The organism is Cronobacter sp. 153480017-3 (assembly GCF_053627815.1).
Genome location: NZ_JBSEYN010000001.1, coordinates 378,067 through 403,113 on the forward strand (window position 1 = coordinate 378,067; position 25,047 = coordinate 403,113).

24 protein-coding genes and 1 pseudogene are annotated in these 25,047 nt (G+C 56.6%); 9 read left to right on the forward strand and 16 right to left on the reverse strand.

Annotated elements, in window-relative coordinates; all coding sequences use genetic code 11:
* Positions 1–8: 8 nt before the first annotated feature.
* Positions 9–878: a crotonase/enoyl-CoA hydratase family protein gene (locus ACUW6V_RS01845; protein WP_454037923.1), complete on the reverse strand. Its 870-nt coding sequence runs from the start codon at positions 876–878 to the stop codon at positions 9–11.
* Between the two features lie 211 nt (positions 879–1,089).
* On the opposite strand from ACUW6V_RS01845, the gene ACUW6V_RS01850 reads away from it, so the two are divergent.
* Complete coding sequence (locus tag ACUW6V_RS01850; RefSeq protein ID WP_004386706.1) at positions 1,090–1,272, forward strand: YciZ family protein; 183 nt, start codon at positions 1,090–1,092, stop codon at positions 1,270–1,272.
* A 13-nt stretch (positions 1,273–1,285) separates the two neighbouring features.
* On the opposite strand, the gene fsa is transcribed toward ACUW6V_RS01850, so the two are convergent.
* Complete coding sequence (fsa, locus tag ACUW6V_RS01855; protein ID WP_007901598.1) at positions 1,286–1,948, reverse strand: fructose-6-phosphate aldolase; 663 nt, start codon at positions 1,946–1,948, stop codon at positions 1,286–1,288.
* A gap of 136 nt (positions 1,949–2,084) precedes the next feature.
* On the opposite strand from fsa, the gene ACUW6V_RS01860 reads away from it, so the two are divergent.
* The 4 genes from ACUW6V_RS01860 (at position 2,085) to osmB (ending at position 6,696) form a co-directional block, all read left to right on the forward strand.
* Positions 2,085–2,984: a glycyl-radical enzyme activating protein gene (locus tag ACUW6V_RS01860; protein ID WP_454038052.1), complete on the forward strand. Its 900-nt coding sequence runs from the start codon at positions 2,085–2,087 to the stop codon at positions 2,982–2,984.
* Between the two features lie 5 nt (positions 2,985–2,989).
* Positions 2,990–5,422, forward strand: a complete 2,433-nt coding sequence (locus ACUW6V_RS01865; RefSeq protein ID WP_454038053.1) for a formate C-acetyltransferase/glycerol dehydratase family glycyl radical enzyme — start codon at positions 2,990–2,992, stop codon at positions 5,420–5,422.
* A 45-nt stretch (positions 5,423–5,467) separates the two neighbouring features.
* Positions 5,468–6,223 carry a DNA-binding transcriptional regulator YciT gene (yciT, locus tag ACUW6V_RS01870; RefSeq protein WP_454037924.1) on the forward strand — a complete coding sequence of 252 codons (756 nt, stop codon included), beginning with the start codon at positions 5,468–5,470 and terminating at the stop codon, positions 6,221–6,223.
* Between the two features lie 257 nt (positions 6,224–6,480).
* Complete coding sequence (gene osmB / locus ACUW6V_RS01875; protein WP_004386703.1) at positions 6,481–6,696, forward strand: osmotically-inducible lipoprotein OsmB; 216 nt, start codon at positions 6,481–6,483, stop codon at positions 6,694–6,696.
* Between the two features lie 121 nt (positions 6,697–6,817).
* Here osmB and yciH read toward each other — a convergent pair whose 3' ends face one another.
* From yciH to pgpB, 5 genes are all read right to left on the reverse strand, one after another.
* Entirely contained in the window at positions 6,818–7,144 is a 327-nt protein-coding gene (gene yciH / locus ACUW6V_RS01880; protein ID WP_004386702.1) for a stress response translation initiation inhibitor YciH, read from the reverse strand.
* Complete coding sequence (gene pyrF, locus ACUW6V_RS01885) at positions 7,144–7,878, reverse strand: orotidine-5'-phosphate decarboxylase (RefSeq protein WP_209641403.1); 735 nt, start codon at positions 7,876–7,878, stop codon at positions 7,144–7,146. Before pyrF ends, yciH begins: the two co-directional genes overlap by 1 nt.
* A 225-nt stretch (positions 7,879–8,103) precedes the next feature.
* Positions 8,104–9,273 carry a lipopolysaccharide assembly protein LapB gene (lapB, locus tag ACUW6V_RS01890; RefSeq protein ID WP_004387675.1) on the reverse strand — a complete coding sequence of 390 codons (1,170 nt, stop codon included), beginning with the start codon at positions 9,271–9,273 and terminating at the stop codon, positions 8,104–8,106.
* Positions 9,274–9,279: 6 nt separating this feature from the next.
* Entirely contained in the window at positions 9,280–9,588 is a 309-nt protein-coding gene (locus ACUW6V_RS01895; RefSeq protein WP_004387674.1) for a LapA family protein, read from the reverse strand.
* A 147-nt stretch (positions 9,589–9,735) separates the two neighbouring features.
* Positions 9,736–10,500 (reverse strand): phosphatidylglycerophosphatase B, encoded by a 765-nt coding sequence (gene pgpB / locus ACUW6V_RS01900; protein ID WP_004387673.1) that lies wholly within the window; start codon positions 10,498–10,500, stop codon positions 9,736–9,738.
* A 199-nt stretch (positions 10,501–10,699) separates the two neighbouring features.
* On the opposite strand from pgpB, the gene ribA reads away from it, so the two are divergent.
* Positions 10,700–11,293 carry a GTP cyclohydrolase II gene (ribA, locus tag ACUW6V_RS01905; protein WP_454037925.1) on the forward strand — a complete coding sequence of 198 codons (594 nt, stop codon included), beginning with the start codon at positions 10,700–10,702 and terminating at the stop codon, positions 11,291–11,293.
* 63 nt (positions 11,294–11,356) lie between these two features.
* Here ribA and acnA read toward each other — a convergent pair whose 3' ends face one another.
* From acnA to topA, 5 genes are all read right to left on the reverse strand, one after another.
* Positions 11,357–14,032: an aconitate hydratase AcnA gene (gene acnA, locus ACUW6V_RS01910; RefSeq protein ID WP_454037926.1), complete on the reverse strand. Its 2,676-nt coding sequence runs from the start codon at positions 14,030–14,032 to the stop codon at positions 11,357–11,359.
* A 167-nt stretch (positions 14,033–14,199) separates the two neighbouring features.
* Positions 14,200–14,298, reverse strand: coding sequence for a small membrane protein YmiC (gene ymiC, locus ACUW6V_RS01915; RefSeq protein ID WP_225318182.1), 99 nt, complete (start codon positions 14,296–14,298; stop codon positions 14,200–14,202).
* Positions 14,299–14,627: 329 nt separating this feature from the next.
* A complete protein-coding gene (locus ACUW6V_RS01920) occupies positions 14,628–14,756 on the reverse strand; it encodes a YmiA family putative membrane protein (RefSeq protein ID WP_007775505.1) in 129 nt (42 codons plus the stop codon).
* 356 nt (positions 14,757–15,112) lie between these two features.
* On the reverse strand, positions 15,113–16,087 hold the full coding sequence (gene cysB / locus ACUW6V_RS01925) for an HTH-type transcriptional regulator CysB (protein WP_004387670.1): 975 nt from the start codon (positions 16,085–16,087) through the stop codon (positions 15,113–15,115).
* A gap of 187 nt (positions 16,088–16,274) precedes the next feature.
* The gene (gene topA / locus ACUW6V_RS01930; RefSeq protein WP_004387669.1) at positions 16,275–18,872 is read right to left on the reverse strand and encodes a type I DNA topoisomerase; all 2,598 of its coding nucleotides are present in this window, start codon (positions 18,870–18,872) and stop codon (positions 16,275–16,277) included.
* Between the two features lie 400 nt (positions 18,873–19,272).
* Between topA and ACUW6V_RS01935 the strand changes: the two genes are divergently transcribed.
* Positions 19,273–19,524, forward strand: a complete 252-nt coding sequence (locus ACUW6V_RS01935; RefSeq protein ID WP_007868251.1) for a YciN family protein — start codon at positions 19,273–19,275, stop codon at positions 19,522–19,524.
* 75 nt (positions 19,525–19,599) lie between these two features.
* Here ACUW6V_RS01935 and sohB read toward each other — a convergent pair whose 3' ends face one another.
* Complete coding sequence (gene sohB, locus ACUW6V_RS01940) at positions 19,600–20,649, reverse strand: protease SohB (protein ID WP_104676998.1); 1,050 nt, start codon at positions 20,647–20,649, stop codon at positions 19,600–19,602.
* A 258-nt stretch (positions 20,650–20,907) separates the two neighbouring features.
* On the opposite strand from sohB, the gene ACUW6V_RS01945 reads away from it, so the two are divergent.
* A complete protein-coding gene (locus tag ACUW6V_RS01945; protein WP_454037927.1) occupies positions 20,908–21,669 on the forward strand; it encodes a YciK family oxidoreductase in 762 nt (253 codons plus the stop codon).
* A complete protein-coding gene (gene cobO, locus ACUW6V_RS01950) occupies positions 21,666–22,256 on the forward strand; it encodes a cob(I)yrinic acid a,c-diamide adenosyltransferase (RefSeq protein WP_104672315.1) in 591 nt (196 codons plus the stop codon). The genes ACUW6V_RS01945 and cobO overlap by 4 nt, the downstream gene beginning before the upstream one ends.
* A 269-nt stretch (positions 22,257–22,525) precedes the next feature.
* On the opposite strand, the pseudogene rluB reads toward cobO, so the two are convergent.
* From rluB to rnm, 3 genes and pseudogenes are all read right to left on the reverse strand, one after another.
* Positions 22,526–23,398, reverse strand: a pseudogene (rluB, locus tag ACUW6V_RS01955) (23S rRNA pseudouridine(2605) synthase RluB); the annotation flags it as partial.
* Between the two features lie 126 nt (positions 23,399–23,524).
* Entirely contained in the window at positions 23,525–24,145 is a 621-nt protein-coding gene (locus ACUW6V_RS01960; protein WP_007775522.1) for an L-threonylcarbamoyladenylate synthase, read from the reverse strand.
* Positions 24,142–25,020 carry an RNase RNM gene (rnm, locus tag ACUW6V_RS01965; RefSeq protein WP_015386625.1) on the reverse strand — a complete coding sequence of 293 codons (879 nt, stop codon included), beginning with the start codon at positions 25,018–25,020 and terminating at the stop codon, positions 24,142–24,144. Before rnm ends, ACUW6V_RS01960 begins: the two co-directional genes overlap by 4 nt.
* Positions 25,021–25,047 lie beyond the last annotated feature (27 nt).

A 25,047-nucleotide genomic window follows, 5' to 3' on the forward strand; every position in this document is an offset into this window, starting at 1 on the left:
AATGGCCGTTAGCCTGCCTTACGCAGGGCTGCGGCGGTGTGACGTTTTTGTAGCTGGATCAGGCGCTCCATGTAGCTGACGTCTTTAGGCTCAAGACTGAACGCCGCATCCACCCAGTCTTCGGTAATTTCCATCAGTTCATTGCGCGAGAGGCGCAGCACGCGCTGCCGCGCGCGAAGCATCGCCCTCACCCCATTCAGGCGCGGTTTAAGCGTATCGATGAAGGTACGTGTCGCCACAAATCCCTGCCCTGGTTCAAAGAGCAGATCCACCAGCCCCTGCGGCTGATACCACTCGGCGGTATGTGATTCGCCCTGCCAGATAAGCTCCTCGGCAAGCCGCATCCCGGCGCGGCGTGTCACCAGGGAATACCCCCCCATCCCGGGGAAGAGATTAAAGGCAATCTCCGGGAACCCCATGCGGACATCGCGCTGGGCCAGCACGAAATGGTGCGCCAGCGCCGCCTCGAAACCGCCGCCGAGCGCGCTGCCTTCCACCATCGCAAGACTGATGGCACCGCAGTCAAAACCGCGCGAGGCGGCGTGTACGCAATCCACGCAGGCGCGCGCATAGGCACGCAGCGCTTCTCGCCTGCCGTTGCGGATGCAGTCCACAAAAAACTGCAAATCGCCGCCGGTGTTATACATGCCGGGGACCAGCGATCCGGTCACCCAGAAATCCACCTCCAGTCTGGCCTCCTGCACCAGATAGCTGAGATTCATGATTTCTTCAATGAGCGCGTGGTTAAAACAGGGACGCGGCTGGGCCCGCAACATCATCCAGATAATGCGGCGTTCTTCCTCGTAAAAGCCGGAAAGTTGAGTAAAACGCGCTGTATCGGTAAAGAGTTTGCAGGTCGATTGGTTGAATACTGACATAGTCTTTCCTCATGTAAGTTAACGCGTTATGCGCAGGATCAGACTAATTCACAGCATCGCTTTGCACGGGGAGCCGGCTTGTTTTATAACCATTATTTCTCTGTTAAAGCGAAATGATTGATTCTGGTAGTGTATTAAGAGGGCGAACGGCTTCTCTTTGACGCCGCTTTTCTGCATCATGAAACGGTTCTGACCGTAAAAAGGAAGCATTATGCCGACAGTAAATCCGCAGCAGCTGGCTGATCGTATCGATACCGTTCTGGATATTCTGGTGGCGGGCGATTACCACTCCGCCATTCATAATCTGGAAATTCTGAAGGCGGAACTGCTGGCGCAGAGCCAGCAGAATGATGAACCGGGGGAGAAAAAACAGAAGGCGCCCTGGGAAATCTGACGCCTTAACGAGCTTACAAACTGAGCGTGCCGAACGCCTGCTGCCATTCACGCCCGAAGCCGTCAACCGCCGCCGCGACGGCAGGCGTATTCAGTAACTGCTCCGCGACATCCAGCGGCAGCGTAATGGACTGACACCCGGCGAGCAGGCAGCCAAGCGCCTGCTGCGGCGTGCGGAAACTCGCCGCCAGCACTTTTGATTGCGGCGCATGCAGCGTTAGCAGCTCCTGCAATTCACTGACCGTCGCCACGCCGTCACCGCCCTGCGCATCCAGACGATTGACATAAGGCGCGACATATTCCGCACCCGCCAGCGCCGCCATTAAGCCTTGCAGCGCGCCATAAACCGCGGTGCCGAGCAGTGGAATGCCGGACGGTTTAAGAATTTTCATTGCCGCAAGCCCCGCCTGCGTGACCGGAATTTTCACTACCAGACCCGGTACGCGCTGCGCCAGCTGTTCCGCCTCTCGAACCATTTGCGCCGTGTCTGACGCCACGACCTGCGCAAAAAGTTTGCCCTCGCCGTTCAGCGCCTCCTGCAATGCGGGCAGCAGATCCCAGAGTTTGACACCCGCGCGCGCCACAATGGAAGGGTTCGTGGTGACGCCCTGTAGCGGCAGAATATTCGCCAGACGTTTGACGGCCGCGACATCCGCCGTGTCGAGATACAGTTCCATAACGACTCCTGTTTTGAGCAAGTTAACATTGCCGCCATCTTAAATCAGCCGGTGCAGATAAAGCTGATCGCCGTCAATAAAACTTTCATTCGAAAGTAACATTATTTTCTAATGAAAGATAACAGGCATGACGATGATGATTTTTAATCTGCAACGCTATTCCACTCATGACGGGCCAGGTATACGGACAGTAGTTTTCCTCAAGGGCTGTTCGCTCGGCTGCCGCTGGTGCCAGAACCCCGAAAGCCGTCGCCGCCAGCGTGATGTGCTGTTTGATGAACGGCTGTGCCTGCAAGGCTGCGAGCTGTGTAAAGCGGCATGCCCGCAGGCGATCAGCCGCCGGGGTGACGCGCTGGTCATCAACCGGGAAGCCCTTGATGACACCGCGCTCGATGCGCTGACCGACTGCTGCCCCACGCAGGCGCTGAGCGTCTGTGGCGAATCCCGAAGCGTTGAGGCAATCATGGACACCGTGCTGCGCGATCGTCCTTTCTACGCCCGCAGCGGCGGCGGCATCACGCTTTCCGGCGGCGAGCCCTTCATGCAGCCGGAGATGGCGAAAGCGCTGTTACAGCGCAGCCGTGAAGCGGGTATCCATACGGCGGTGGAATCCTGTCTGCATGTGCCGTGGAAACATATCGCCCCGTCGCTGCCGTTTCTTGATCTTCTTTTGGCTGACCTAAAGCATGTCGACCCGAAGCGCTTTCACGCCTGGACAGACGGCAGCGCCGAACGGGTGCTGGATAATTTCCGGCGGCTGGCCGCGGCGGGCGTGAAAATGACCATTCGCGTGCCGCTGATCCCCGGTTTTAACGCCGATGAAGCTTCCATTCGCGCCATCACGGATTTCGCGGCCGATGAAACCGGCGCCCGCGACATTCACTTTTTGCCCTACCACACCCTTGGCATCAATAAGTACCGCCTGCTGGACTGGCCCTATCTGGCACCCGCAACGCCGCTCGACGAACCGGCGCTGCTGGCGTTTGCCGAAGATTACGCCCGCCAGAAAGGACTCACCGCATGGATAAGAGGATAACCATCATGACCGAACTCAATCTCGATTTTCTCCCGGAGCGCATTAAAGCCCACAAAGCGGCGCTGGTGCAGATCGTCCGTCCGCCCGTCTGTACCGAGCGCGCGCAGCACTACACCGCGATATACCAGCAGCATCAGGATAAACCGCTGCCGGTACGCCGCGCGCTCGCGCTGGCGTACCACCTGGCGAACCGCACCCTCTGGATCAAGCATGACGAGCTGATTGTCGGCAATCAGGCAAGCCAGGTGCGCGCCGCCCCCTTCTTTCCGGAATATACTGTCAGCTGGATTGAGAAAGAGATAGACGATCTCGCCGACCGCCCCGGCGCCGGGTTCTCCGTCAGCCCGCAGGATAAAGCCGTGATGCATGAAATCTGCCCATGGTGGCGCGGCCAGACGGTGCAGGATCGCTGCTACGGCATGTTTACCGATGAGCAAAAAGAACTGCTGGCATCGGGCATTATTAAAGCGGAAGGCAATATGACCTCCGGCGACGCGCATCTGGCGGTGAATTTCCCGCTACTGCTGGAAAAGGGTCTCGACGGCCTGCGCGCCAAAGTGGCGGAGCGCCGCGCACGCCTGCTGCTCACCGATCAGGGCGATCTGCACAAAGAACAGTTCCTGAAAGCGATCGATATTACTTTTAGCGCGCTCAGCGAGCATATCCTGCGTTACGCGGCGCTGGCCTCGAAAATGGCGCAAGAGGAGAGCCGTCCGGCGCGTCGTGATGAGTTGCTCGCTATCGCGGCGAATTGCGAGCATATCGCGCACAAGCCGCCTGCGTCTTTCTGGCAGGCGTTACAGCTCTGCTATTTCGTGCAGCTGGTATTACAGATTGAGTCCAACGGGCATTCCGTGTCGTTTGGTCGTCTCGATCAATATCTCTATCCCTGGTATCGCCGCGATGTCGAACTTGAACAGACGCTGGAGCGCGAGCGCGCCATCGAGCTGTTGCAGAGCTGCTGGCTGAAGCTGCTGGAGGTCAACAAAATCCGCTCCGGCTCACACTCGAAAGCCTCGGCGGGCAGCCCGCTGTACCAGAACGTGACGATTGGCGGGCAACGCCTGCTTAACGGCGAGCCGGTGGATGCGGTTAATCCGCTCTCGTGGGCTGTGCTGGAATCGTGCGGTCGCCTGCGCTCCACCCAGCCAAACCTCAGCGTACGCTACCACGCCGGGATGAGTAACGAATTCCTCGACGCCTGCGTCCAGGTGATCCGCTGCGGCTTCGGGATGCCCGCGTTTAATAACGATGAAATCGTTATCGACGAATTTATTAAGCTTGGCGTCAGCCGCGAAGACGCCTATGACTACGCGGCCATCGGCTGCATTGAAACGGCGGTCGGCGGCAAATGGGGCTATCGTTGTACCGGTATGAGCTTTATTAACTTCGCCCGCGTGATGCTGGCGGCGCTGGAAGGCGGTCGCGACGCGACGACCGGTAAAGTTTTCCTGCCGCAGGAAAAAGCGCTTTCCGCCGGTAATTTCAGCCATTTCAGTGAAGTGTTGGACGCCTGGGATAACCAGATCCGCTACTACACCCGCAAATCGATTGAAATCGAGTGCGTGGTGGACACCGTTCTTGAAGAGAACGCGCACGATATTCTCTGCTCGGCGCTGGTCGATGACTGCATTGAGCGCGGCAAGAGCATTAAGCAGGGCGGCGCGAAATATGACTGGGTATCGGGGCTACAGGTGGGGATCGCCAACCTCGGCAACAGTCTGGCAGCCGTGCGCAGACTGGTGTTTGAACAGGGCGTGGTGACGCAGCCGCAGCTGGCGCAGGCGCTGAATAACGATTTTGAAGGGCTGACCGGCGAGCAACTGCGCCAGCGCCTGATAAACAGCGCGCCGAAATATGGCAATGACGACGACGATGTCGATCTGCTGCTGGCGCGCGCCTACCAGACATACATCGACGAGCTGAAGCACTATCACAACACCCGCTTCGGGCGCGGCCCCATCGGCGGCACCTACTACGCGGGTACGTCGTCTATCTCCGCGAACGTGCCTTTTGGCGCGGCGACGATGGCAACGCCGGACGGGCGCAAAGCCAGAACGCCGCTCGCTGAAGGCGCAAGCCCGGCGTCAGGTACGGACCGTCTGGGGCCAACCGCGGTGATTAACTCGGTCGGGAAATTGCCGGTGGCGAAAATACTTGGCGGCGTGCTGTTGAATCAGAAGCTTAACCCGTCCACACTGAATAACTTACGCGATCGCCAAAAACTGATGCAGATGCTGCGCACATTCTTTGAAGTGCATAAGGGATGGCACGTTCAGTACAACATTGTCTCGCGTGAAACCCTGCTGGACGCCAAAGCACATCCGGACAAGTACCGCGATCTGGTCGTGCGCGTGGCGGGTTACTCCGCGTTCTTTACGGCCTTATCCCCTGATGCGCAGGATGATATTATCGCCCGTACCGAACATACGCTTTAAATGAATCCGCGGTGGCGTCATGCCACCGCGCATAACGATGCAGATATGAACTCCCGACAACAAATCATTTTACAAATGGTGATTGACCGCGGCCGCATGAGCGTGGCGGAACTGGCAAAAATCACCGGCGTCTCCGAAGTCACCATTCGTCAGGATCTGAACCTTCTTGAAAAGCAGAGCTATCTGCGCCGCACTCACGGGTTTGCTGTACCGCTCGACAGCGACGACGTGGAAACCCGCATGATGAACAATTTCTCGCTCAAGCGCAGGCTCGCGGATTTCGCGTGCTCGCTGGTGAATGATGGCGAAACGGTGTTTATCGAAAACGGCAGTACCAACGCCCTGCTGGCGCGAGCGCTGGCTGAACAAAAGAAGATTACGCTTATCACCGTGAGCAGTTTTATCGCGCACCTGCTGAAAGAAACCTCATGCGAAATTATCCTGCTCGGCGGCATCTACCAGAAAAAAAGCGAAACCATGGTGGGCCCGTTGACGCGCCAGTACATCTCACAGGTGCACTTCAGCAAAGCCTTTATCGGGATTGACGGCTGGTCGCCAGAAACCGGCTTTACGGGCCGCGACATGATGCGCGCCGACGTGGTCAATGCGGTGCTGGAAAAAGGCAGCGAGGCGATTATCCTCACCGACAGCAGTAAATTCGGCGCGGTGCATCCCTATACGCTTGGCCCGGTTTCTCGCTTCAATCGCGTTATTACCGATGATGGCCTGAACGAGGCCAGTCGCGACGCGCTCAGCGCCTCCGGGCTGACGCTGGATATCATTTCGCCCTTTCCTGCCTGAATTCTTCTGGCGCGCCGTGTCTGGCGCGCCTCGCTTGAGACTATTCTCAGCATCAATTAAGACTTTTTACCTGTCTGAATTCGCTTAAGAAATTAAAATTAATCTCAGCGATATTACTGAGTGTTGATTGTCACCTGCGTGATTCTTTATTCCGTATCGCTGCACCGTTTCACGGACTGGCGCTTTAAGCTGTGATTTAGCCACTATACTTAAAGTGAGCAGCCTTTCCGTGAATCAATTATTCAGGAGAAAGTATTATGTCATTAAATTACAAAAAAGTAGCCGCGGCAGTGCTGGCCGTAACTCTGGTAGCCTCTCTGAGCGGATGCTCAAACTGGTCTAAACGTGACCGCAACACCGCTATCGGCGCGGGTGCAGGTGCAATCGGCGGCTCCGTGCTGACCAACGGCAGCGCGCTCGGCACCCTCGGCGGCGCAGCGGTAGGCGGTATTATCGGTCATCAGGTTCATTAATCTGCGGCCCGCAAAAGCATAACGCTTTGACGTATTACTCGCATCACCGAATAATTACAGGTCTGGCTATACCGCAGTAAACATAACAAAATAGCCACGGCGCTTTCGCCGTGGCTAACAATTAACCGCCCGCCAGTTTGACTTTCATTCCTTTTGCCTCAAGCAGGCTTTTAATTAATTCCCGCTTGTCGCCCTGAATTTCAATGACGCCCTCTTTCACCGCTCCGCCACAGCCACATTTTTTCTTCAGTTCGGCCGCGAGACTATTTAAGGTCGCATCGTCAGCATCAATACCCGTGATAAGGCATACGCCTTTTCCTTTGCGACCGCTGGTCTGACGCTGAATACGCACCACGCCGTCACCTTTCGGGCGCGCGGGCGCCGCTTTGGGTTCGTCAATGCGCCCGGTTTCCGTGGAATAGACCAGGCGGCTGTTATTATCGCTCATTATCCCTCCTGCTTCAGAGACGCCAGAATATCGCGCAGCGCCTGTGCCGGGTTAACCGCGCGGGTGATGGGCCGTCCGATGACCATATAGTCCACGCCCGCCTGTTGTGCTTCAGCGGGCGTCATAATACGGCGCTGATCGCCAGCCTCGCTCCCCGCCGGACGAATGCCGGGCGTGACCAGTTTAAATTCGTGCCCGAACGCCGCTTTAAAACGCACCGCCTCCTGCGCAGAGCAGACCACGCCATCCAGACCACACTGCTGAGTCAGACGCGCAAGACGCTCCGCCTGCTCTGCCGGGCTGAGGGTAATACCAAGCCCTTGCAGATCCTCGGCTTCCATACTGGTCAGAACCGTCACCGCAATCAGTAACGGCGCGTCCTTGCCAAAGGGCGCGAGCGCCTCTTTCGCCGCCGTCATCATGCGCGCGCCGCCACCCGCGTGAACGTTCACCATCCAGACGCCAAGCTCCGCCGCGGCAGCAACGGCACGCGCGGTGGTGTTCGGAATATCGTGAAATTTAAGATCCAGAAAGACCTCAAAACCGCGCGTAATCAAATCACGCACCAGTTGCGGTCCAAACAGCGTGAACATCTCTTTGCCGACTTTCAGGCGGCAGTCGCGCGGATCGATGCCGTCCACAAAAGCCAGCGCGCTGTCGCGATTGTCATAATCAAGCGCAACAACGACAGGAGAATGGGTTACAGAATGAGAGGATGAGGCAATTGATGTCATGACCAGACCTTCTGACAGGCGCACCGGCGTGGCGCGGGATTGATAAACGGCAAGCATTCTACCCGCCGTCCGTGAAAATTTACAGGCAAGATCGCCCTGCCTGACGTCTTGTTTGTTGTTACTGCGCAGACGCCGCCGCACAAAAACAAACACTATAAGTATGTTGTAACTAAAAAGCGTGCAAAATAAAGCCGCGACAAACTGTGCGGCAGCGAAAACAATGATTTACTGGCCGTCGAGGCCACGGATAGGCTTGATGGTGGACCAGGCACGACACGACGGGCAGTGCCAGTAGAGCGTGAACGCAGTAAAGCCGCACTTCTGGCAGCGGTAGCGCGGCTTGGTGCGTACCTGCTCACCCACCATATCGCGCAGCACCATCAGGCTCTCTTTCGCGCGCCCCTCTTCCGCCTCATGCAGGTGGTAATCCATCAGACGATGGAACACGCGCATCGTCGGGTGGCGTTGCAGCTGGCGCGTAATATAGATCTGCGCGCTGTCTGCGCCTTCGCGCTGCTCCAGCACCTGCGCGAGCATCAGCTCCGCTTCCGCGCCGGTGTTTTCTTCAACACAGCGTCTGAGGAATTCTGCCCACTCGTCAGGTTTACCAAGCTGCTGATAGCACACCTGGAGCATCTCCAGCGTTTCGCTCACCAGCTCGCGATCCTGACTGATGACCTTCTCCAGCATTTCCACGGCGTGGGCGTAATCGCCGCGCGCCATAAAAATGCGGCCCATCATAATCGAGACGCGCGCGCTGTTACGATCCGCCGCAGCGCCCTTTTTCAGGAGCGACATGGCGCGATCCATATCTTCATTGCTCATCGCCTGGAGCGCCAGCTCGCAGTAAAAATGGGCGATTTCGACGCGCTGGTGCTCTTTGCCAAGCTTAACCAGCCGTTCAGCGGCATCGATGGCTTTCTGCCAGTCGCTGGTGGCCTGATAGATTTGCAGCAATTGCTGGAGCGCACCGACGCGGAAATCGGTTTCATCCACCAGCTGATTAAACATGCCTTCGGCGCGGTCATAGAGGCCTGCGGCCATATAGTCGCGGCCCAGTTGCTGTACGGCGAGCAGCCGCTGATCGTAGGTGAGCGACGCGCTTTCCATCAGCGACTGGTGAATACGGATAGCCCGGTCGACCTCGCCGCGCGAGCGGAAAAGATTACCGAGCGTCAGGTGGGCTTCAACGGTGCCGGTATCTTCCTTGAGCATTTCAAGGAACAGATCCACCGCTTTATCCTGCTGATTGGACAGCAGAAAGTTTACCCCTGCGACGTAATCACGTGACAGGCGATTCGCTTCCTGCTCTTTATCCTGTTGCGCACTTCTGCGGCCCATATACCAGCCATACGCAGCGGCGACAGGCAATAGCAGAAACAACAACTCCAGCATAGAGGGTTAATCCTTAACAGCAGGCGCAGTGGCATTTGCCGGAACCGGCTCTGCGGGCGCGATCTGCTGCTCAAGGCGTTTAATTTTACGTTCGGCGCGCGCCAGTTGCAGACGAACGCGTAACCAGAACAATCCACAGATGATCCAGCCGATGATAAAACCCGCGCCGAATAAGGTCGCCAGTAGCGTAGAGATACGATAATCGCCCTGCGCGAGCAGGAAGTTAAAGGTGACCTGTTGATCGTTTTGCGCACCCAGCGTGACGGAAACGACGAAAATCGCTAATACCACTAAAAAAATAATCAGATATTTCACATGACATCCCGTATGTGTTTTGTGCGACCAATGTCCCGGCCTCGGCTCAACGCGCTATACGTTATCATTTCCACCCTTTGCGTGAAATGATAAAGCGCCAGGACATCCCTTATTAATAGGGGCGGAACGGCGAAACTCAAGCCGCCGTCACTCTTCTGTCTCGCGCCGGGCGATTTCGACTTTCTCTTCCACCGGCGGCGTGAGCGGGCCACAGAGGCGCTGCGCAAGCCAGGCGGCGATAGTCACCAGCAGCCAGGAGAGCAGTGTTGCCACCACCAGATCGCGTGGCCAGTGCATACCGAGCAGCATCCGGCTGCCCATCACGGCGATAGCCCAGGCGGTCAACACCACAAGCGTAATGGTTCGCCTGCGGGGCCAGAGGAGTCCAAAGCCCAGCATCGCCCAGCTTGCGGCAAACATGGTGTGCCCGGAAGGAAACGCGAAACCGGTCTCTTTTTGCCAGTGTTTACGCAGCCAGACCGGGATATCGGTCTCGTTTTGCAACTGCGCTTTCACCAGCGCCCCTCTTTCCTTGCGCTTTAAATTGTAGAACTCGTCAACCGGGATGTTACGGTTTTTTTCAAGCCAGATGACGAACGGGCGCGGTTCCTGAACCCTTTCTTTAATTAGCGATTTAGACCATTGCCCCGCCATAATGACGATACCCAGAATCGCAAACAGCATCAGCGCCGGGCGCAACCGGAAGCGCAGACACCATAAGAACCAGCCGCACAGCAAAACGTGAGTCAGAATGCCCCAGGGCTGCGTGACCGTTTCTGTCACCCAGAACAGCATTTTAAGCCACAGCGAACCGCCGCCTGGCTGCCACTGCCAGCCTGATATCCAGACGGCCAGCGGCATAATGAGCAACAGCGCGGCACCAACCGCGGTACGTTTTGCAATGGCCAGCATGTTCTCTCCTTTTTCATGAAGTCCTTCAAGAATAACCGAAAATCGCGCCACGCAGGATAGTTAACTATTGATGCGATTGATATTGAGAGCACGACTGAGTGAGGCGAACCCTGTCGGGATGTGGCAAAATACAGGATAACGACAGAAAGCCAACAGACTGGCAGGCGCCTGCGGGCGTTCATAATATCCGGAGAATCACATGCAGCTTAAACGTGTGGCAGAAGCCAAACTGCCAACCCCCTGGGGCGATTTCCTGATGGTGGGTTTTGAAGAACTGGCAACCGGACAGGATCACGTAGCCCTGGTTTTTGGAGACATTTCAGGCGCTGAGCCGGTACTGGCCCGTGTCCACTCCGAATGCCTGACCGGCGACGCGCTGTTTAGCCTGCGCTGCGACTGCGGCTTCCAGCTGGAAGCGGCGCTGTCGCACATTGCGGAAGCCGGGCGCGGCGTGCTCCTCTATCATCGCCAGGAGGGGCGTAATATTGGTCTGCTGAATAAAATCCGCGCCTATGCATTGCAGGATCAGGGTTACGATACCGTCGAAGCGAACCATCAGCTCGGCTTTGCCGCCGACGAACGCGATTTCACCCTGTGTGCGGATATGTTTAAGCTGCTGGGCGTGGATGAAGTGCGCCTGCTCACCAACAACCCGCGCAAGGTGGAGATCCTGACCGAAGCGGGAATTAATATCATTGAGCGCGTGCCGCTGATTGTCGGACGTAACCCGAAAAACGAGCACTATCTCGATACCAAAGCCGCCAAAATGGGGCATCTGCTCTCCGGTAACTAACCGGCGCGCGCAATAAAAAAGGCCTGCAAACGCAGGCCTTTTTGTTGCACCGGATACCGCGCCTTAGCGCAGCATGTTACGGATCACGTAGTGCAGAATGCCGTCGTTACGGTAATAGGTCATCTCATTACCGGTATCGATGCGGCAGCGGCATTCCAGCACCTCGGTTGCGCCATTGGCACGCGTGAGCGTAACCGGCACCGTTGCGCCCGGCGTCAGTGACTGTAAATCGCCGATGTCCAGCGTCTCGTCGCCTGTCAGCCCCAGCGTTTTACGCGTCACACCCTGCGGGAACTCCAGCGGCAGGATACCCATGCCGATAAGGTTAGAGCGGTGAATACGCTCGAACGACTCGGCAATCACCACGCGAATACCGAGCAGACGCGGGCCTTTGGCCGCCCAGTCGCGGCTGGAGCCGGAGCCGTACTCTTTCCCGGCGATCACCGCAAGCGGCGTGCCCTGCTCCTGATAACGCATGGCGGCGTCATAAATCGACATCACCTCGTTACCCGGAATAAGACGCGTCATACCCCCTTCCACGCCCGGTACCATTTCGTTACGGATGCGAATATTGGCAAACGTGCCGCGCATCATTACTTCATGGTTACCACGACGCGAGCCGTAAGAGTTAAAGTCTGCGCGCTCCACGCCGTGGCTTTGCAGATAGCGCCCGGCGGGGCTGTCCGCCTTGATGCTGCCCGCAGGCGAAATGTGGTCGGTGGTGACGGAATCGCCCAGCATCGCGAGAATGCGCGAACCGTGGATATCCTGTACTGGCGCAGGCTCCGAAAGCATGTCATCGAAAAATGGCGACAGGCGGATATAGGTGGAATCGTTCTGCCAGTCGTAGGTGTCTGACGCCTGCACCTGAATCGACCGCCACTCTTCGGTTCCTTCGAAAACTTCCGCGTACTCTTTACGGAACATATCGGTGGAGACTTCCTGCACCGCCTGCGCAATCTCCTGCCCGGTGGGCCAGATATCCTTGAGATAAACCGGATCGCCTTTACGGTCGTGGCCGATGGGATCGGTTGCCAGGTTGATGTTCATATTCCCCGCCAGCGCATACGCGACCACCAGCGGCGGCGACGCCAGCCAGTTGGTTTTTACCAGCGGATGAATACGGCCTTCAAAGTTGCGGTTGCCCGAAAGCACCGCGCCGACGGTCAGATCGCCTTTCTTGATCGCCTGTTCGATAGGCTCCGGCAGCGGCCCGGAGTTACCGATACAGGTGGTACAGCCATACCCGACCAGGTTAAAGCCCAGTTCATCCAGCCACGGCGTTAGCTTCGCGTGAGCCAGATAATCGGAAACGACTTTTGAGCCAGGCGCCAGCGACGCTTTTACCCACGGCTGACGTTTGAGCCCAAGTTTGACAGCTTTTTTGGCGAGCAGGCCCGCCGCCATCAGCACGCTTGGGTTGGACGTATTGGTACAGGAAGTAATAGCGGCAATAACCACCGCGCCGTCCGGCAGCTCATACTGATGCCCGTTCAGCGTATATTCGACCGAATGCAGATCCCTTTTCGGCGAGTTCACTTCAAGCTCTGTGCTCGCGGCGAACGCCTTCGGCACGTCGCCCAGGCTCACGCGGTCCTGAGGACGTTTCGGCCCGGCGATACTGGCTTCAACCGTGCCCATGTCCAGCTCCAGCGTGCTGGTGAATACCGGCTCGTCACCCGGATTGCGCCACAGGCCTTGCGCTTTGGCATAGGCTTCCACCAGCGCCACTTGTTCTTCACTGCGCCCGCTCAGGCGTAAATAGCCAAGCGTGACGTCATCAATCGGGAAAAAGCCGCAGGTCGCGCCATATTCGGGCGCCATATTAGCGATGGTCGCGCGGTCTGCCAGCGGCAGCGAATCCAGGCCGTCGCCAAAGAATTCGACAAATTTCCCGACCACGCCATGTTTGCGCAGCATCTGGGTAACGGTCAGCACCAGGTCGGTGGCAGTAATGCCTTCACTGAGTTTGCCGGTAAGACGAAAACCGACGACATCCGGGATAAGCATCGACACGGGCTGGCCAAGCATCGCCGCTTCCGCTTCGATACCGCCAACGCCCCAGCCGAGCACGCCGAGACCGTTGATCATCGTGGTGTGGGAGTCTGTACCGACAAGCGTATCCGGGTATGCCACCATCACACCGTCCTGGAGTTCGCTCCAGACGGCTTTACCCAGATACTCAAGGTTTACCTGGTGGCAAATGCCGGTGCCTGGCGGCACCACGCTGAACCGGCTGAACGCCTGCTGGCCCCAGCGCAGGAACGCATAACGCTCATGGTTGCGCTCCATCTCCAGACGCACGTTCTCTTCAAACGCGTTATCGTCGCCAAAGTGGTCGACGGTGACAGAGTGGTCAATCACCAGGTCGACCGGTGAGAGCGGGTTCACTTTCGAGACGTCTCCACCGAGACGTTTCACCGCTTCGCGCATGGCCGCAAGATCCACCACCGCCGGAACGCCGGTGAAATCCTGCATCAGCACACGCGCCGGACGATACGCGATTTCGCGATCGGCATGCGCATGTTCAAGCCAGCCCGCCAGCGCCTGAATATCTTCAAGCGTAACGGTCTCGCCATCCTGCCAGCGCAGCAGGTTCTCAAGCAAAACTTTCAGTGATTTGGGTAACCGCGCGATATCGCCCAGCTCCCGGGCGGCTTTCGGCAGGCTGTAGTAGTGATAGGTTTTATCCTGCGCCTGTAATGTGTCCTTACTGGCTTCGCGTAGGGTCGACGACATAGCTCCTCCTTCAGTCCTGAGATAGCGATGCCCCGATTGTTATCAGGGTCTGTATTAAAGATAACACAAACATGTCGTAACGATTTGATAACAACCCAAATCGCTAAAAGTGAGGAGACGTCAGGGGGAGAAACAAAACGCCTGGCGGGGAGCCAGGCGCAGAGGAATCAGTGAGCAAGCATCCAGACAAGCTGACACCAGAACAAGGAGGAAACGGTAAATGCGCCAATCCATGACCAGTATTTGAGCGTGAGCTGATTATTCATACCTGTTACACCAATAATTAAAACCATTGATCGCTCTGGCGCTTGCCAGAAATGTAAAGATTGCTGTGTGTAATTTTCCTCGCTGCGTTAACAACGAGAACAGATAAATTTAGCTTAAATTAAATTCTTGTTTTTTATTATCTACGCCAGTTAGCGTTTATTGTTTTTGTGATCTTCTTCCGAAAATAAAGCGATAAAATCTTGTTGCTCTTTTGTTAGCTTCCAGCCCGTCGGGAGGGTCGAAAAACCCCCTTTTGGGCTGCTTTCGTGCCTGTCATCTGGTTGACATATTGGCGAACGAGTGAAAGCGTGCTGTTGTAAAGCCATGCTTAACCCCAAAATGTCCACACCAGAAGCGCAATCCCAATCCAGAACAGGGTTGAGATGCCGAACACCGCCAGCCACGCTTTACGCTTAAGATCAGGATCTCTTTGCGAATCGTCGCTTTCTGATGGCATTGCTAACCTCGTACAATCGACATTGCTTATCATATGGACACCAAACAATTGGCAGAAGTAATCATCAGTTGAGATAAATCCTAAATAAAAACCAGCCAAAAATCCAGCGTCTTTACGATCATTTTTAGAGAAAATATTCAATCTTTTGACGTGAAATAAATTATTGAAGTTGTGAATTTGCGTAGCTAAGAATTATTTCCTACTTTTGTCGTGACGCGGCGACACCTTACCCATACCTTTAATAAGGGAATGCGCGATAATAATTTCACTTAGTACGAATGATTATGTTTTTAATTTGAATAAAAGGCGGGAAAAACGTGCGTACCTTTGCACCAGTGAAAAGGTACGCGCTGGCATTATTTGGCAGGTAATTTGATATCTTTAAACATCGCTTCAATATCTTCATTTGAGCGCAACGCAACGGCGGCATCCACCACATCGCGGGTTAAATGCGGCGCAAAACGCTGAATAAAATCATACATGTAGCTACGCAGGAATGTGCTGCGGCGAAAACCGATTTTCGTTGTGCTGTGGCTAAAAATATCGTGCGCGTCAAGACGCACCAGATCCGGATCGGAGACCGGATCGACGGCCATGCTGGCAATCACCCCTACTCCTAATCCCAGCCTTACGTAGGTTTTAATCACATCGGCGTCAGTCGCGGTGAAAACAATTCGCGGCGTCAGTCCGGCGCGATTAAACGCGGTGTCGAGTTCTGAGCGTCCCGTAAAGCCGAAGGTGTAAGTGACCAGCGGATATTGCGCCAGCTCCTCAATATTCACGCTCTCTTTCGACGCCAGCGGGTGATCCGGCGTGACGACTATCGACCGGTTCCAGTGGTAGCACGGCAGCATCACCAGATCGTCATAGAGATGCAGCGCTTCGGTCGCAATCGCAAAATCGGCATTACCTTTAGAGACCGCTTCAGCAATTTGAGTGGGCGAGCCCTGATGCATATGCAATGACACGCGCGGGTAGCGCTCGATAAAGCCTTTGATCACGCCCGGCAGCGCGTAGCGCGCTTGTGTATGCGTAGTCGCGACATACAGCGAGCCTTTGTCCGGCCACGTATGTTCGCCCGCCACCGATTTGATGGCGTCCACTTTGGAGAGCACTTCGCGTGCGATACGGATAATTTCCTGACCGGCGGGCGTCACCTGCGTCAGATGTTTGCCACTGCGGGCAAAAATCTGAATCCCGAGTTCATCTTCCAGCATACGCACCTGCTTACTGATGCCGGGCTGCGACGTATAAAGCCCTTCCGCTGTGGATGAGACATTCAGGTTATGGTTCACCACCTCAACGATATAGCGCAACTGCTGTAGTTTCATGACTGACCATCCAGAATCAGAGACGCCTGCAATCAGGCTTAAGACGATTTGATAATAAAAAAGGAAGATACTATAACCGCGCTGGCTTTTATAGCTTATGTGTATAGTTCAGTGAAAAAAATAATAAGGTCGTTATAAACGCAAAAAGGCCAGCTTGCGCTGGCCTTCGTTTTTGCACGCGGCAGGCTTACTTTTTGCCTTCCGCCCACTTACCGTCAACATAGAATGCAGACCAGCCGGTGGCCTTGCCGTCTTTTTCCGACGCCACATACTGCTGTTTGGTTTTACGGCTGAAGCGAACCACGGCCGGGTTGCCTTCCGGATCCTTTGCAGGCGCATCCGCCAGATAACGCAGTTTTTCCGGCAGGCGGTCACGGAAGCGTTGCAGCTCTTCCACCAGCGGCGCGCGGGTTTCGCGCGATTTCGGGAACGTATTCGCGGCGAGGAACACGCCAGCGGCACCGTCGCGCAGGACGAAGTAAGCGTCTGACTTCTCGCACGGCAGTTCAGGCAGCGGCACCGGATCTTCCTTCGGCGGCGCGACTTCACCGTTACGCAGGATCTTACGGGTGTTTTTACACTCGTCGTTGGTGCAGGCCATGTACTTGCCGAAACGCCCCATCTTCAGGTGCATTTCAGAACCGCATTTTTCGCACTCTACTACCGGACCGTCATAACCCTTAATGCGGAACTCGCCCTCTTCGACTTCATAGCCGTCACAGGACGGGTTATTGCCGCACACGTGCAGTTTGCGCTTCGGATCGATAAGGTAGCTGTCCATCGCCGTGCCGCACTTCTGGCAGCGACGTTTGGCGCGCAGCGCGTTAGTTTCCGCGTCATCGCCTTCCAGCACGTTCAGCACTTCGTTTTCCGGCACCAGGTTAATGGTGGTTTTGCAACGCTCTTTCGGCGACAGCGCGTAGCCGGAGCAGCCCAGGAATACGCCCGTGCTGGCAGTACGGATGCCCATCGGGCGGCCACAGGTCGGGCAGTCAATGCTGGTAAGCACCATCTGGTTCGGGCGCATACCGCCCTCTTCAGGATCTTTTTCCGCGGTGTCCAGTTGCCTTGAGAAGTCGTCGAAGAAAGTGTCCAGCACCGCGCGCCATTCGGCTTCATGGTTGGCCACCTGATCAAGAGAGTCTTCCATCTGCGCGGTGAAATCGAAGTTCATCAGCTCAGGGAAGTTCTCTTCCAGGCGATCGGTGACGATTTCACCCATTTTTTCGGCATAGAAGCGACGGTTTTCAACGCGCACATAGCCGCGATCCTGAATGGTCGAGATGATAGACGCGTAGGTCGACGGGCGGCCGATACCGCGTTTTTCCAGCTCTTTCACCAGTGACGCCTCGCTAAAGCGCGCAGGCGGCTTGGTGAAGTGCTGTGCAGGGGTCAGCTCAACCAGAGAAAGCTTATCGCCCTGGTTAACCGCAGGCAGCGTGCGGTCTTCGTCGCCTTTGCGCAGCGCAGGCATCACTTTGGTCCAGCCGTCAAAGCGCAGAATGCGACCGCGCGCTTTCAGGCGGAAATCACCCGCAGCGACGGTCAGCGTCGTGGAGTCGTACTGCGCCGGCGTCATCTGACAGGCAACGAACTGACGCCAGATCAGCTGATACAGTTTCTGCGCGTCGTTTTCCATGTCCTTCAGTGATTCCGCCAGCACGCTGACATCTGAAGGACGAATTGCCTCATGCGCTTCCTGAGAGTTCTCTTTGCTGGCGTACTGGTTCGGGTTCTCCGGCAGATATTTCTTGCCGAACTCCTCGCCGATATAGTTACGCACCATGCTGACCGCGTCCTGACTCAGGTTGGTGGAGTCGGTACGCATATAAGTGATGTAACCCGCCTCGTAGAGACGCTGGGCCATCATCATGGTTTTCTTCACCCCAAAGCCCAGGCGCGTACTCGCCGCCTGCTGGAGCGTGGAGGTAATAAAAGGCGCGCCTGGTTTGCTGCTGGTCGGCTTATCTTCGCGCTCGATAACCTGATAGCTTGCCGCTTTCAGTAGCGCGACCGCCGCTTCGGTATCCTGACGGTTTACCGGACGGAACGGTTTATCTTTATGATGCGTGACCTGAACGCTGAGCTGGTCGCTCTTCGGCGTTGAGAGCAGCGCGTCCACTTCCCAGAACTCTTCCGGCACAAACGCTTTAATTTCACGCTCGCGCTCGACCACCAGACGTACTGCGACGGACTGCACGCGACCGGCGGACAGCCCGCGGGCGATTTTCTTCCACAGCAGCGGGGAGACCATATAACCCACCACGCGGTCCATGAAACGGCGCGCCTGCTGGGCGTTAACGCGATCGATATTCAGCTCGCCCGGCTTTTCAAACGCCTGACGGATCGCGTTTTTCGTAATTTCGTTAAACACCACGCGGCTATAGCGCGTGTCGTCACCACCGATCACTTCCCGCAGGTGCCAGGCAATGGCTTCCCCTTCGCGGTCAAGGTCGGTTGCGAGATAGATGTGGTCAGCTTTTTCAGCCAGCGATTTCAGTTCAGAAACCACTTTTTCTTTGCCGGGCAGCACTTCATAGTGCGCTTCCCAGTTATGCCAGGGGTCGACGCCCATGCGGTTGACTAACGCGCCACGTTCATCTTTTTTGACTTTTTTAGCCGGTTTCGTCGGGGCGGATTCAGCGCTTTTTTTAGGGGCGGAGCCACTGGTCGGCAAATCGCGGATATGACCGACACTGGATTTCACCACGTAGTCTTTACCGAGATATTTGTTGATCGTTTTGGCTTTTGCCGGGGACTCAACGATGACGAGAGCTTTACCCATATTCACCTTTACCTGATTTGATTCTTCCAGAATACGTCGCACGTTGATTCACCGTCACTGGCGACAAGCCTCGTATATTGTGGCCGCCCCAAAGGTTATCAACCCCTTAATCCATCACCAGGCGTGGTTCACGCTACTACGGTGGCTGAGTCGTCAGGTTTTATCGTGCAAATGCGCTACAGCACGACGGAAGTTCGGTCGAATGTCAAGCAATTCTGTTGCCAGATTTGCGAAAGCGTCACACTCTACCTGATAAAATTCGTTACGCAACTTTATTAGCATGCAAAAGTGATTAACGCCACCAGTGGACCTTTTTGAAAAGCCCTGTAAATCGCAGGGAAAATTTGCCCATCGCACCCGGTGAGACGTACACTATCCCCCTGTTTGTAAGGAGATGATTATGCAAGAGTTAACTCAGCCTATCGATCGCGCTACGCTGCTGGCGCAGGCCAATAAAATGATCCGCGAGCATGAAGACTATATTGCCGGCATGGTGGCCACCGACGTTGAGCAAAAAAATGGCGTACTCGTCTTTCGCGGCGAATATTTTATGGACGAACAGGGGCTGCCGACGGCAAAAACCACGGCGGTATTTAATATGTTTAAATATCTGGCCCATCAGCTTTCCGAAAAATATCATCTGCTGCCCTGAGCACTCCCACAGCGTGAACACACATTACTGGCTACCAGAAAAAAGCGAGGCCTGACGCCTCGCTTTTTATTTACCTTACAGCAGCGGTTTCTGCCCGCGCTGCCACCAGCGCAATAGCAGGCGATCCAGGCTTTGCGCCGCGCTGCCGGTAAAGCGATCCATCAACCGTTTACGCTGCATATAGCGCAGACTGACGACCTCACGCTCTGCCATGCGGGCAATAATGAGATCGTCGCTGGTGCTGATTTCATCCACCAGACCTTTCTCTTTGGCCTGTACGCCGTACCAGTGCTCGCCGGTTGCGACCGTGTCTATATCCAGCGAAGGACGCATACTGTGTACAAATTCTTTGAAGAGATGATGCGTTTCGTTGAGATCTTCGCGGAATTTCTCGCGCCCTTCTTCGGTATTCTCACCAAGCAGCGTCAGCGTGCGCTTGTACTGCCCCGCCGTGTGCAGCTCAATATCGATATCGTTGCGCTTGAGCAGACGGTTGAAGTTCGGGATCTGCGCGACTACGCCGATAGAACCGATAATAGCGAACGGGGCCGCCACGATGTTATTCGCCACACAGGCCATCATATACCCGCCGCTGGCGGCGACTTTATCCACGGCGATGGTCAGCGGGATCTGGCGCTCGCGCAGACGCTGCAGTTGCGACGCGGCAAGCCCGTAACCGTGCACCACGCCGCCGGGGCTTTCAAGACGCACCAGGACTTCATCGGCGGGCTTTGCAACCGCCAGCACCGCCGTCACCTCTTCGCGTAGCGCGCTGACTTCATGGGCATCGATGCTGCCTTTGAAATCAAGCACGTAGAGGGTGGGCTTTCCGGCAGGTGCCGCGTCGCCACGTTTAGCGCGTGCTTTAGCGGCTTTCGCCTCCTGCTTGTTTTTCTTTTTCTGATTCTTATGCCACTGCTTGTGCTGATGAGGATCGAGCAGCGCGGCGGCCACCTCTTCCTTCATCTCTTTATACTCTTCCCCGAGACGCGTAACGCGCAGCTCACCGCGCTGGGCTTTCTTGCGCTGCGTCAGGTTGGCGATAAGTGCGATGACAATCGCGATCGCCACGACCACCGTGACGATTTTGGCTAAAAACAGTCCATACTCTGCAAGTAAATTCACTTCTCCACCTTTTATTCAGGCATGACCCGGGCGTTAGTGTAACTGAGCCCCGGGCCCGCGTCTTGTAACAAAGCGAAACTGTGCGAGAGCTCTCGCTGAAGTTTTCTTTACCGATGAAACAGTTGCAAATGAGGTTGCGTCAGCGCAACCCTCCGGCCGCCTGATTGAAATACGCGAAGGATTAAGGCATAAAGCGTTTTTACCCGATGCGAAGCGCAGCCTGGCGGCACACCGTTTCGCCCCTGCAAGGAGTGACCCGTGCACTATCAACCCCAACGCGATTTGCTGCAAAACCGAATTATTCTTGTCACTGGCGCCAGCGACGGCATTGGCCGCGAAGCGGCGCTGACCTATGCACGCTACGGCGCGCAGGTGCTCTTGCTTGGCCGCAGCGAAGAAAAACTGCGCGGTGTCGCACATGAAATCGAACAGGAAGAGCTTGCGCAGGCGCACTGGTTTACCCTGGATTACGCCACCGCAACGCCCGAAGCGTGTCAGCAGTTAGCCCAGGCTATTGCCCAGCGCGTCCCTCGCCTCGATGGCGTACTGCATAATGCGGGCGTACTCGGCGACATCGTTCCAATGGACCAGCAAAACCCGGCGGTCTGGAGCGAAGTGATGCAGGTGAATGTCAATGTCACCTTCTTTTTAACCCAGGCGTTATTGCCGCTGCTGCTGAAATCTGAAGCCGGATCGCTGGTGTTTACCACCTCAAGCGTCGGCCGTCAGGGCCGGGCTAACTGGGGCGCTTACGCCGTCTCGAAATTCGCGACCGAAGGCATGATGCAGGTGCTCGCCGAAGAGTATCAAAGCCGCCACCTGCGCGTGAATTGCATCAATCCTGGCGGCACCCGCACCAAAATGCGCGCCAGCGCGTTCCCGACCGAAGATCCCGATAAGCTGAAAACGCCTGCGGATCTCATGCCGCTCTACCTGTGGCTGATGGGCGACGACAGCCGCCGTAAAACCGGTATTAGTTTTGACGCCCAGCCAGGCCGCAAACCAGGAATAGCCGAATGAGCGATGAACGTTATCAGCGGCGCCAGCAGCGTGTGAAAGAAAAAGTGGACGCGCGCGTCGCGGCAGCACAGGACGAACGCGGCATCGTTATTGTTTTTACCGGCAACGGTAAAGGCAAAACCACAGCCGCCTTCGGCACCGTCACGCGCGCAGTGGGCCACGGTAAAAAAGCGGCAGTGATACAGTTTATCAAGGGCGAGTGGCCGAACGGCGAGCGCAGCCTGCTGGAGCCGCATGGCGTTGAGTTTCAGGTAATGGCGACAGGTTTTACCTGGGATACGCAGAACCGTGAAAGTGATACCGCGGCCTGCCAGGCCGTGTGGCAGCATGGCAAACGCATGCTGGCGGACGCCTCGCTCGATCTGGTGGTGCTTGATGAGCTGACTTATATGCTGGCTTACGATTATCTGGCGCTGGAGGAGGTACTGACGGCGCTGCGTGCGCGCCCGGCGCACCAGACGGTGATTATTACCGGCCGGGGCTGCCACCGTGACATTCTGGAGTATGCCGATACGGTGAGCGAACTGCGCCCGGTCAAGCATGCTTTCGACGCAGGCATCAAAGCGCAGATCGGTATCGATTATTAACGCGCGCTGATTCCGCAGTCATAAAAAAACGCCCTCATCAGAGGGCGTTTTTCTTAGTTTCCGCGACCGCCGCCGGAGCGACGGTTACCGCCGTTGTTCGCACGACCACCGCTGCTGGCTGGACGGCCATTGCCGGTGGTGGCGCGAGCGCCGCCTGAGCGTGCATTGCCGCCCGGACGGGCATTACCACTGGCACGCGAGGTGCTGTTGCCCGAACGGGTGTTTTCCGCCGCACGCGCGCTGCCTGCAGGGCGCGCAGCACCCGCCTGGCCCTGACGCGCCGGCGCGCCCTGACGTGAAGCGCCCGCCGTCTGGCTATGGCGTTTTACCGCACGACGAATCTGATTCGCCTTCATGCGGCGACGATCTTTTTCCACCGCCACTTTGCTTGAGGTTTCAGGCTCAAGACCCACCAGCTCGCGCAGGTAGTTGGTCTGCGCCAGGTCAAGCTCGGTCCAGCCGCCGCGCGGCAGGCCTTTCGGCAGCGGAATATCGCCATAACGCACGCGAATGAGGCGGCTTACCTGAACGCCAACCGCTTCCCAGAGACGGCGAACTTCACGGTTGCGCCCTTCGGTCAGCGTCACGTTGTACCACTGGTTGATGCCTTCGCCGCCGCTAAAACGGATGGTTTTAAACGCCGCCGGGCCATCTTCAAGCTGAACGCCGCGCGCCAGCTCACGCACTTTCGCGTCATCCACCTGGCCGAAAACGCGCACAGCATATTCGCGCTCGACTTCCTGGCTCGGGTGCATCAGGCGGTTCGCCAGCTCACCGTCGGTGGTGAACAGCAGCAAGCCGCAGGTATTGACGTCAAGACGCCCTACCGCGATCCAGCGCGCGCCGCGCAGTTTCGGCAGACGGTCAAAGACGGTCGGGCGACCTTCCGGATCGCTGCGTGTACACAGCTCGCCTTCCGGTTTGTAATAGGCCAGTACGCGGCAAATCTGCTCTACGGACTCTTTTACCGAGATCAAATGGCCGTCGATACGGATTTTCAGCGCAGGCGTCACTTCAACGCGGTCGCCTAAGGTGGCGATTTTGCCATCGACACTGACGCGACCGGCTTCGATCATGGCTTCGATTTCACGGCGGGAGCCATGACCGGCTCGCGCCAGCACTTTTTGTAACTTTTCGCTCATGGAGCTTCCTTCAGGTGTCGCCTTCCCAGGCGTCGAACAGGATAACCGGGCGGGGGTGCCGCCGTCTGGCCACACCCCGGTTTCAGCCGCCCGATTTCAGGCCGCGTAGTATAGCGGTAAGCCCCCTTACAGGAAAGGCTTAACGTCGCCCACGCCCTCACGCAGCACGACGGGCGCATCGTCGGTTAAATCGATCACTGTAGTAGGCTGCTGGCCGAGATAACCGCCGTGAATAATCAAATCCACCTGCTTTTCCAGACGGTCTTTGATTTCATCCGGATCGGATTCGGTAAACTCGCTGCCCGGCAGCATTAGCGACGTCGAGAGCATCGGCTCGTCAAGCGCCTCAAGGAGCGCGAGCGCAATCGGGTTAGACGGCACGCGCAGCCCGATGGTTTTACGCTTCTCCTGCAACAGACGGCGCGGCACCTCTTTCGTCCCTTTAAGAATAAAGGTGTAGTTGCCTGGCGTGTTGTTTTTGATAAGACGGAACGCGACATTATCGACATACGAATAGGTCGACAGCTCCGAGAGATCGCGGCACATCAGCGTAAAGTTATGGCCGTCCGGCAGGTCGCGGATGCGGCAGATGCGCTCCATCGCGCCTTTGTCTTCAAGCTTACAGCCGAGCGCATAGCCGGAGTCGGTCGGATAAACGATAACGCCGCCTTTACGCACGATCTCTACCGCCTGTTTGATAAGACGCGGCTGCGGGTTGTCCGGATGGATATAGAAAAATTGACTCATACTGCCCTCTCTTTACTCAGTTCCGGCGGCCAGCGATGCCAGACGGGTGTCAGCCCATCAGGCAACCGCAGCCTGCGCCCCAGTTCAATCCACGGGCATGGCTGATGAAAATCGGAGCCCTGCGACGCCAGCAGACCAAACTGTCCGGCGTAGCTTGCCAGCTGGTTACGCTCATTGGGCGCCTGCTGGCACTGGGCCACTTCCATCGCGTCACCGCCCGCTGCAGCGAACTGATTTAACAGGCGCTTAAGCCATTTGGCGCTGAGCTGATAGCGCCCGGGATGGGCTATCACCGCCTGGCCGCCAGAATGATGAATCACATCAATAGCTTGTTCTATTGTACACCACTGGGGAGGAACATAGCCGGTTTTCCCGCGCGCCAGATAGTGTTTAAAAACGTTCGCCATATTGGTGGCGCGTCCGTCTTCGATAAGAAAACGCGCGAAGTGGCCGCGCGTGACGACGCCGCCGTCCGCGAGACGCTTCGCCCCCTCCAGCGCCCCCGGAATGCGCGCCTTCTCCAGACGCTCGGCGATCATTTCAGCGCGCCGCGTGCGGCGCTGCGCCTGTCCGTCAAGAAACGCGACCATTTCAGGGTGCGTGATATCAATCCCCAGTCCGACGATATGAATTTCGTGGTTTTCCCAGAGCGTGGAAATTTCGACGCCGTCAATCAGCCGCAGCGCAAGGCCAGCGCGGGCAATTTCTTCATGGGCGGCTGGCAGGCCTGCCGTGGTGTCGTGGTCGGTTATCGCGAGCGTATGAATACCCATCTCAACGGCGCGGTGTACCAGTTGCTCTGGCGTCAGCAGACCGTCGGAGGCCGTCGTATGGCTGTGTAGATCGTAAATAATAGCTAATTCAGGTTCGCTCAAAACGGCTCCCGTGGCTAAGGTCTTTTA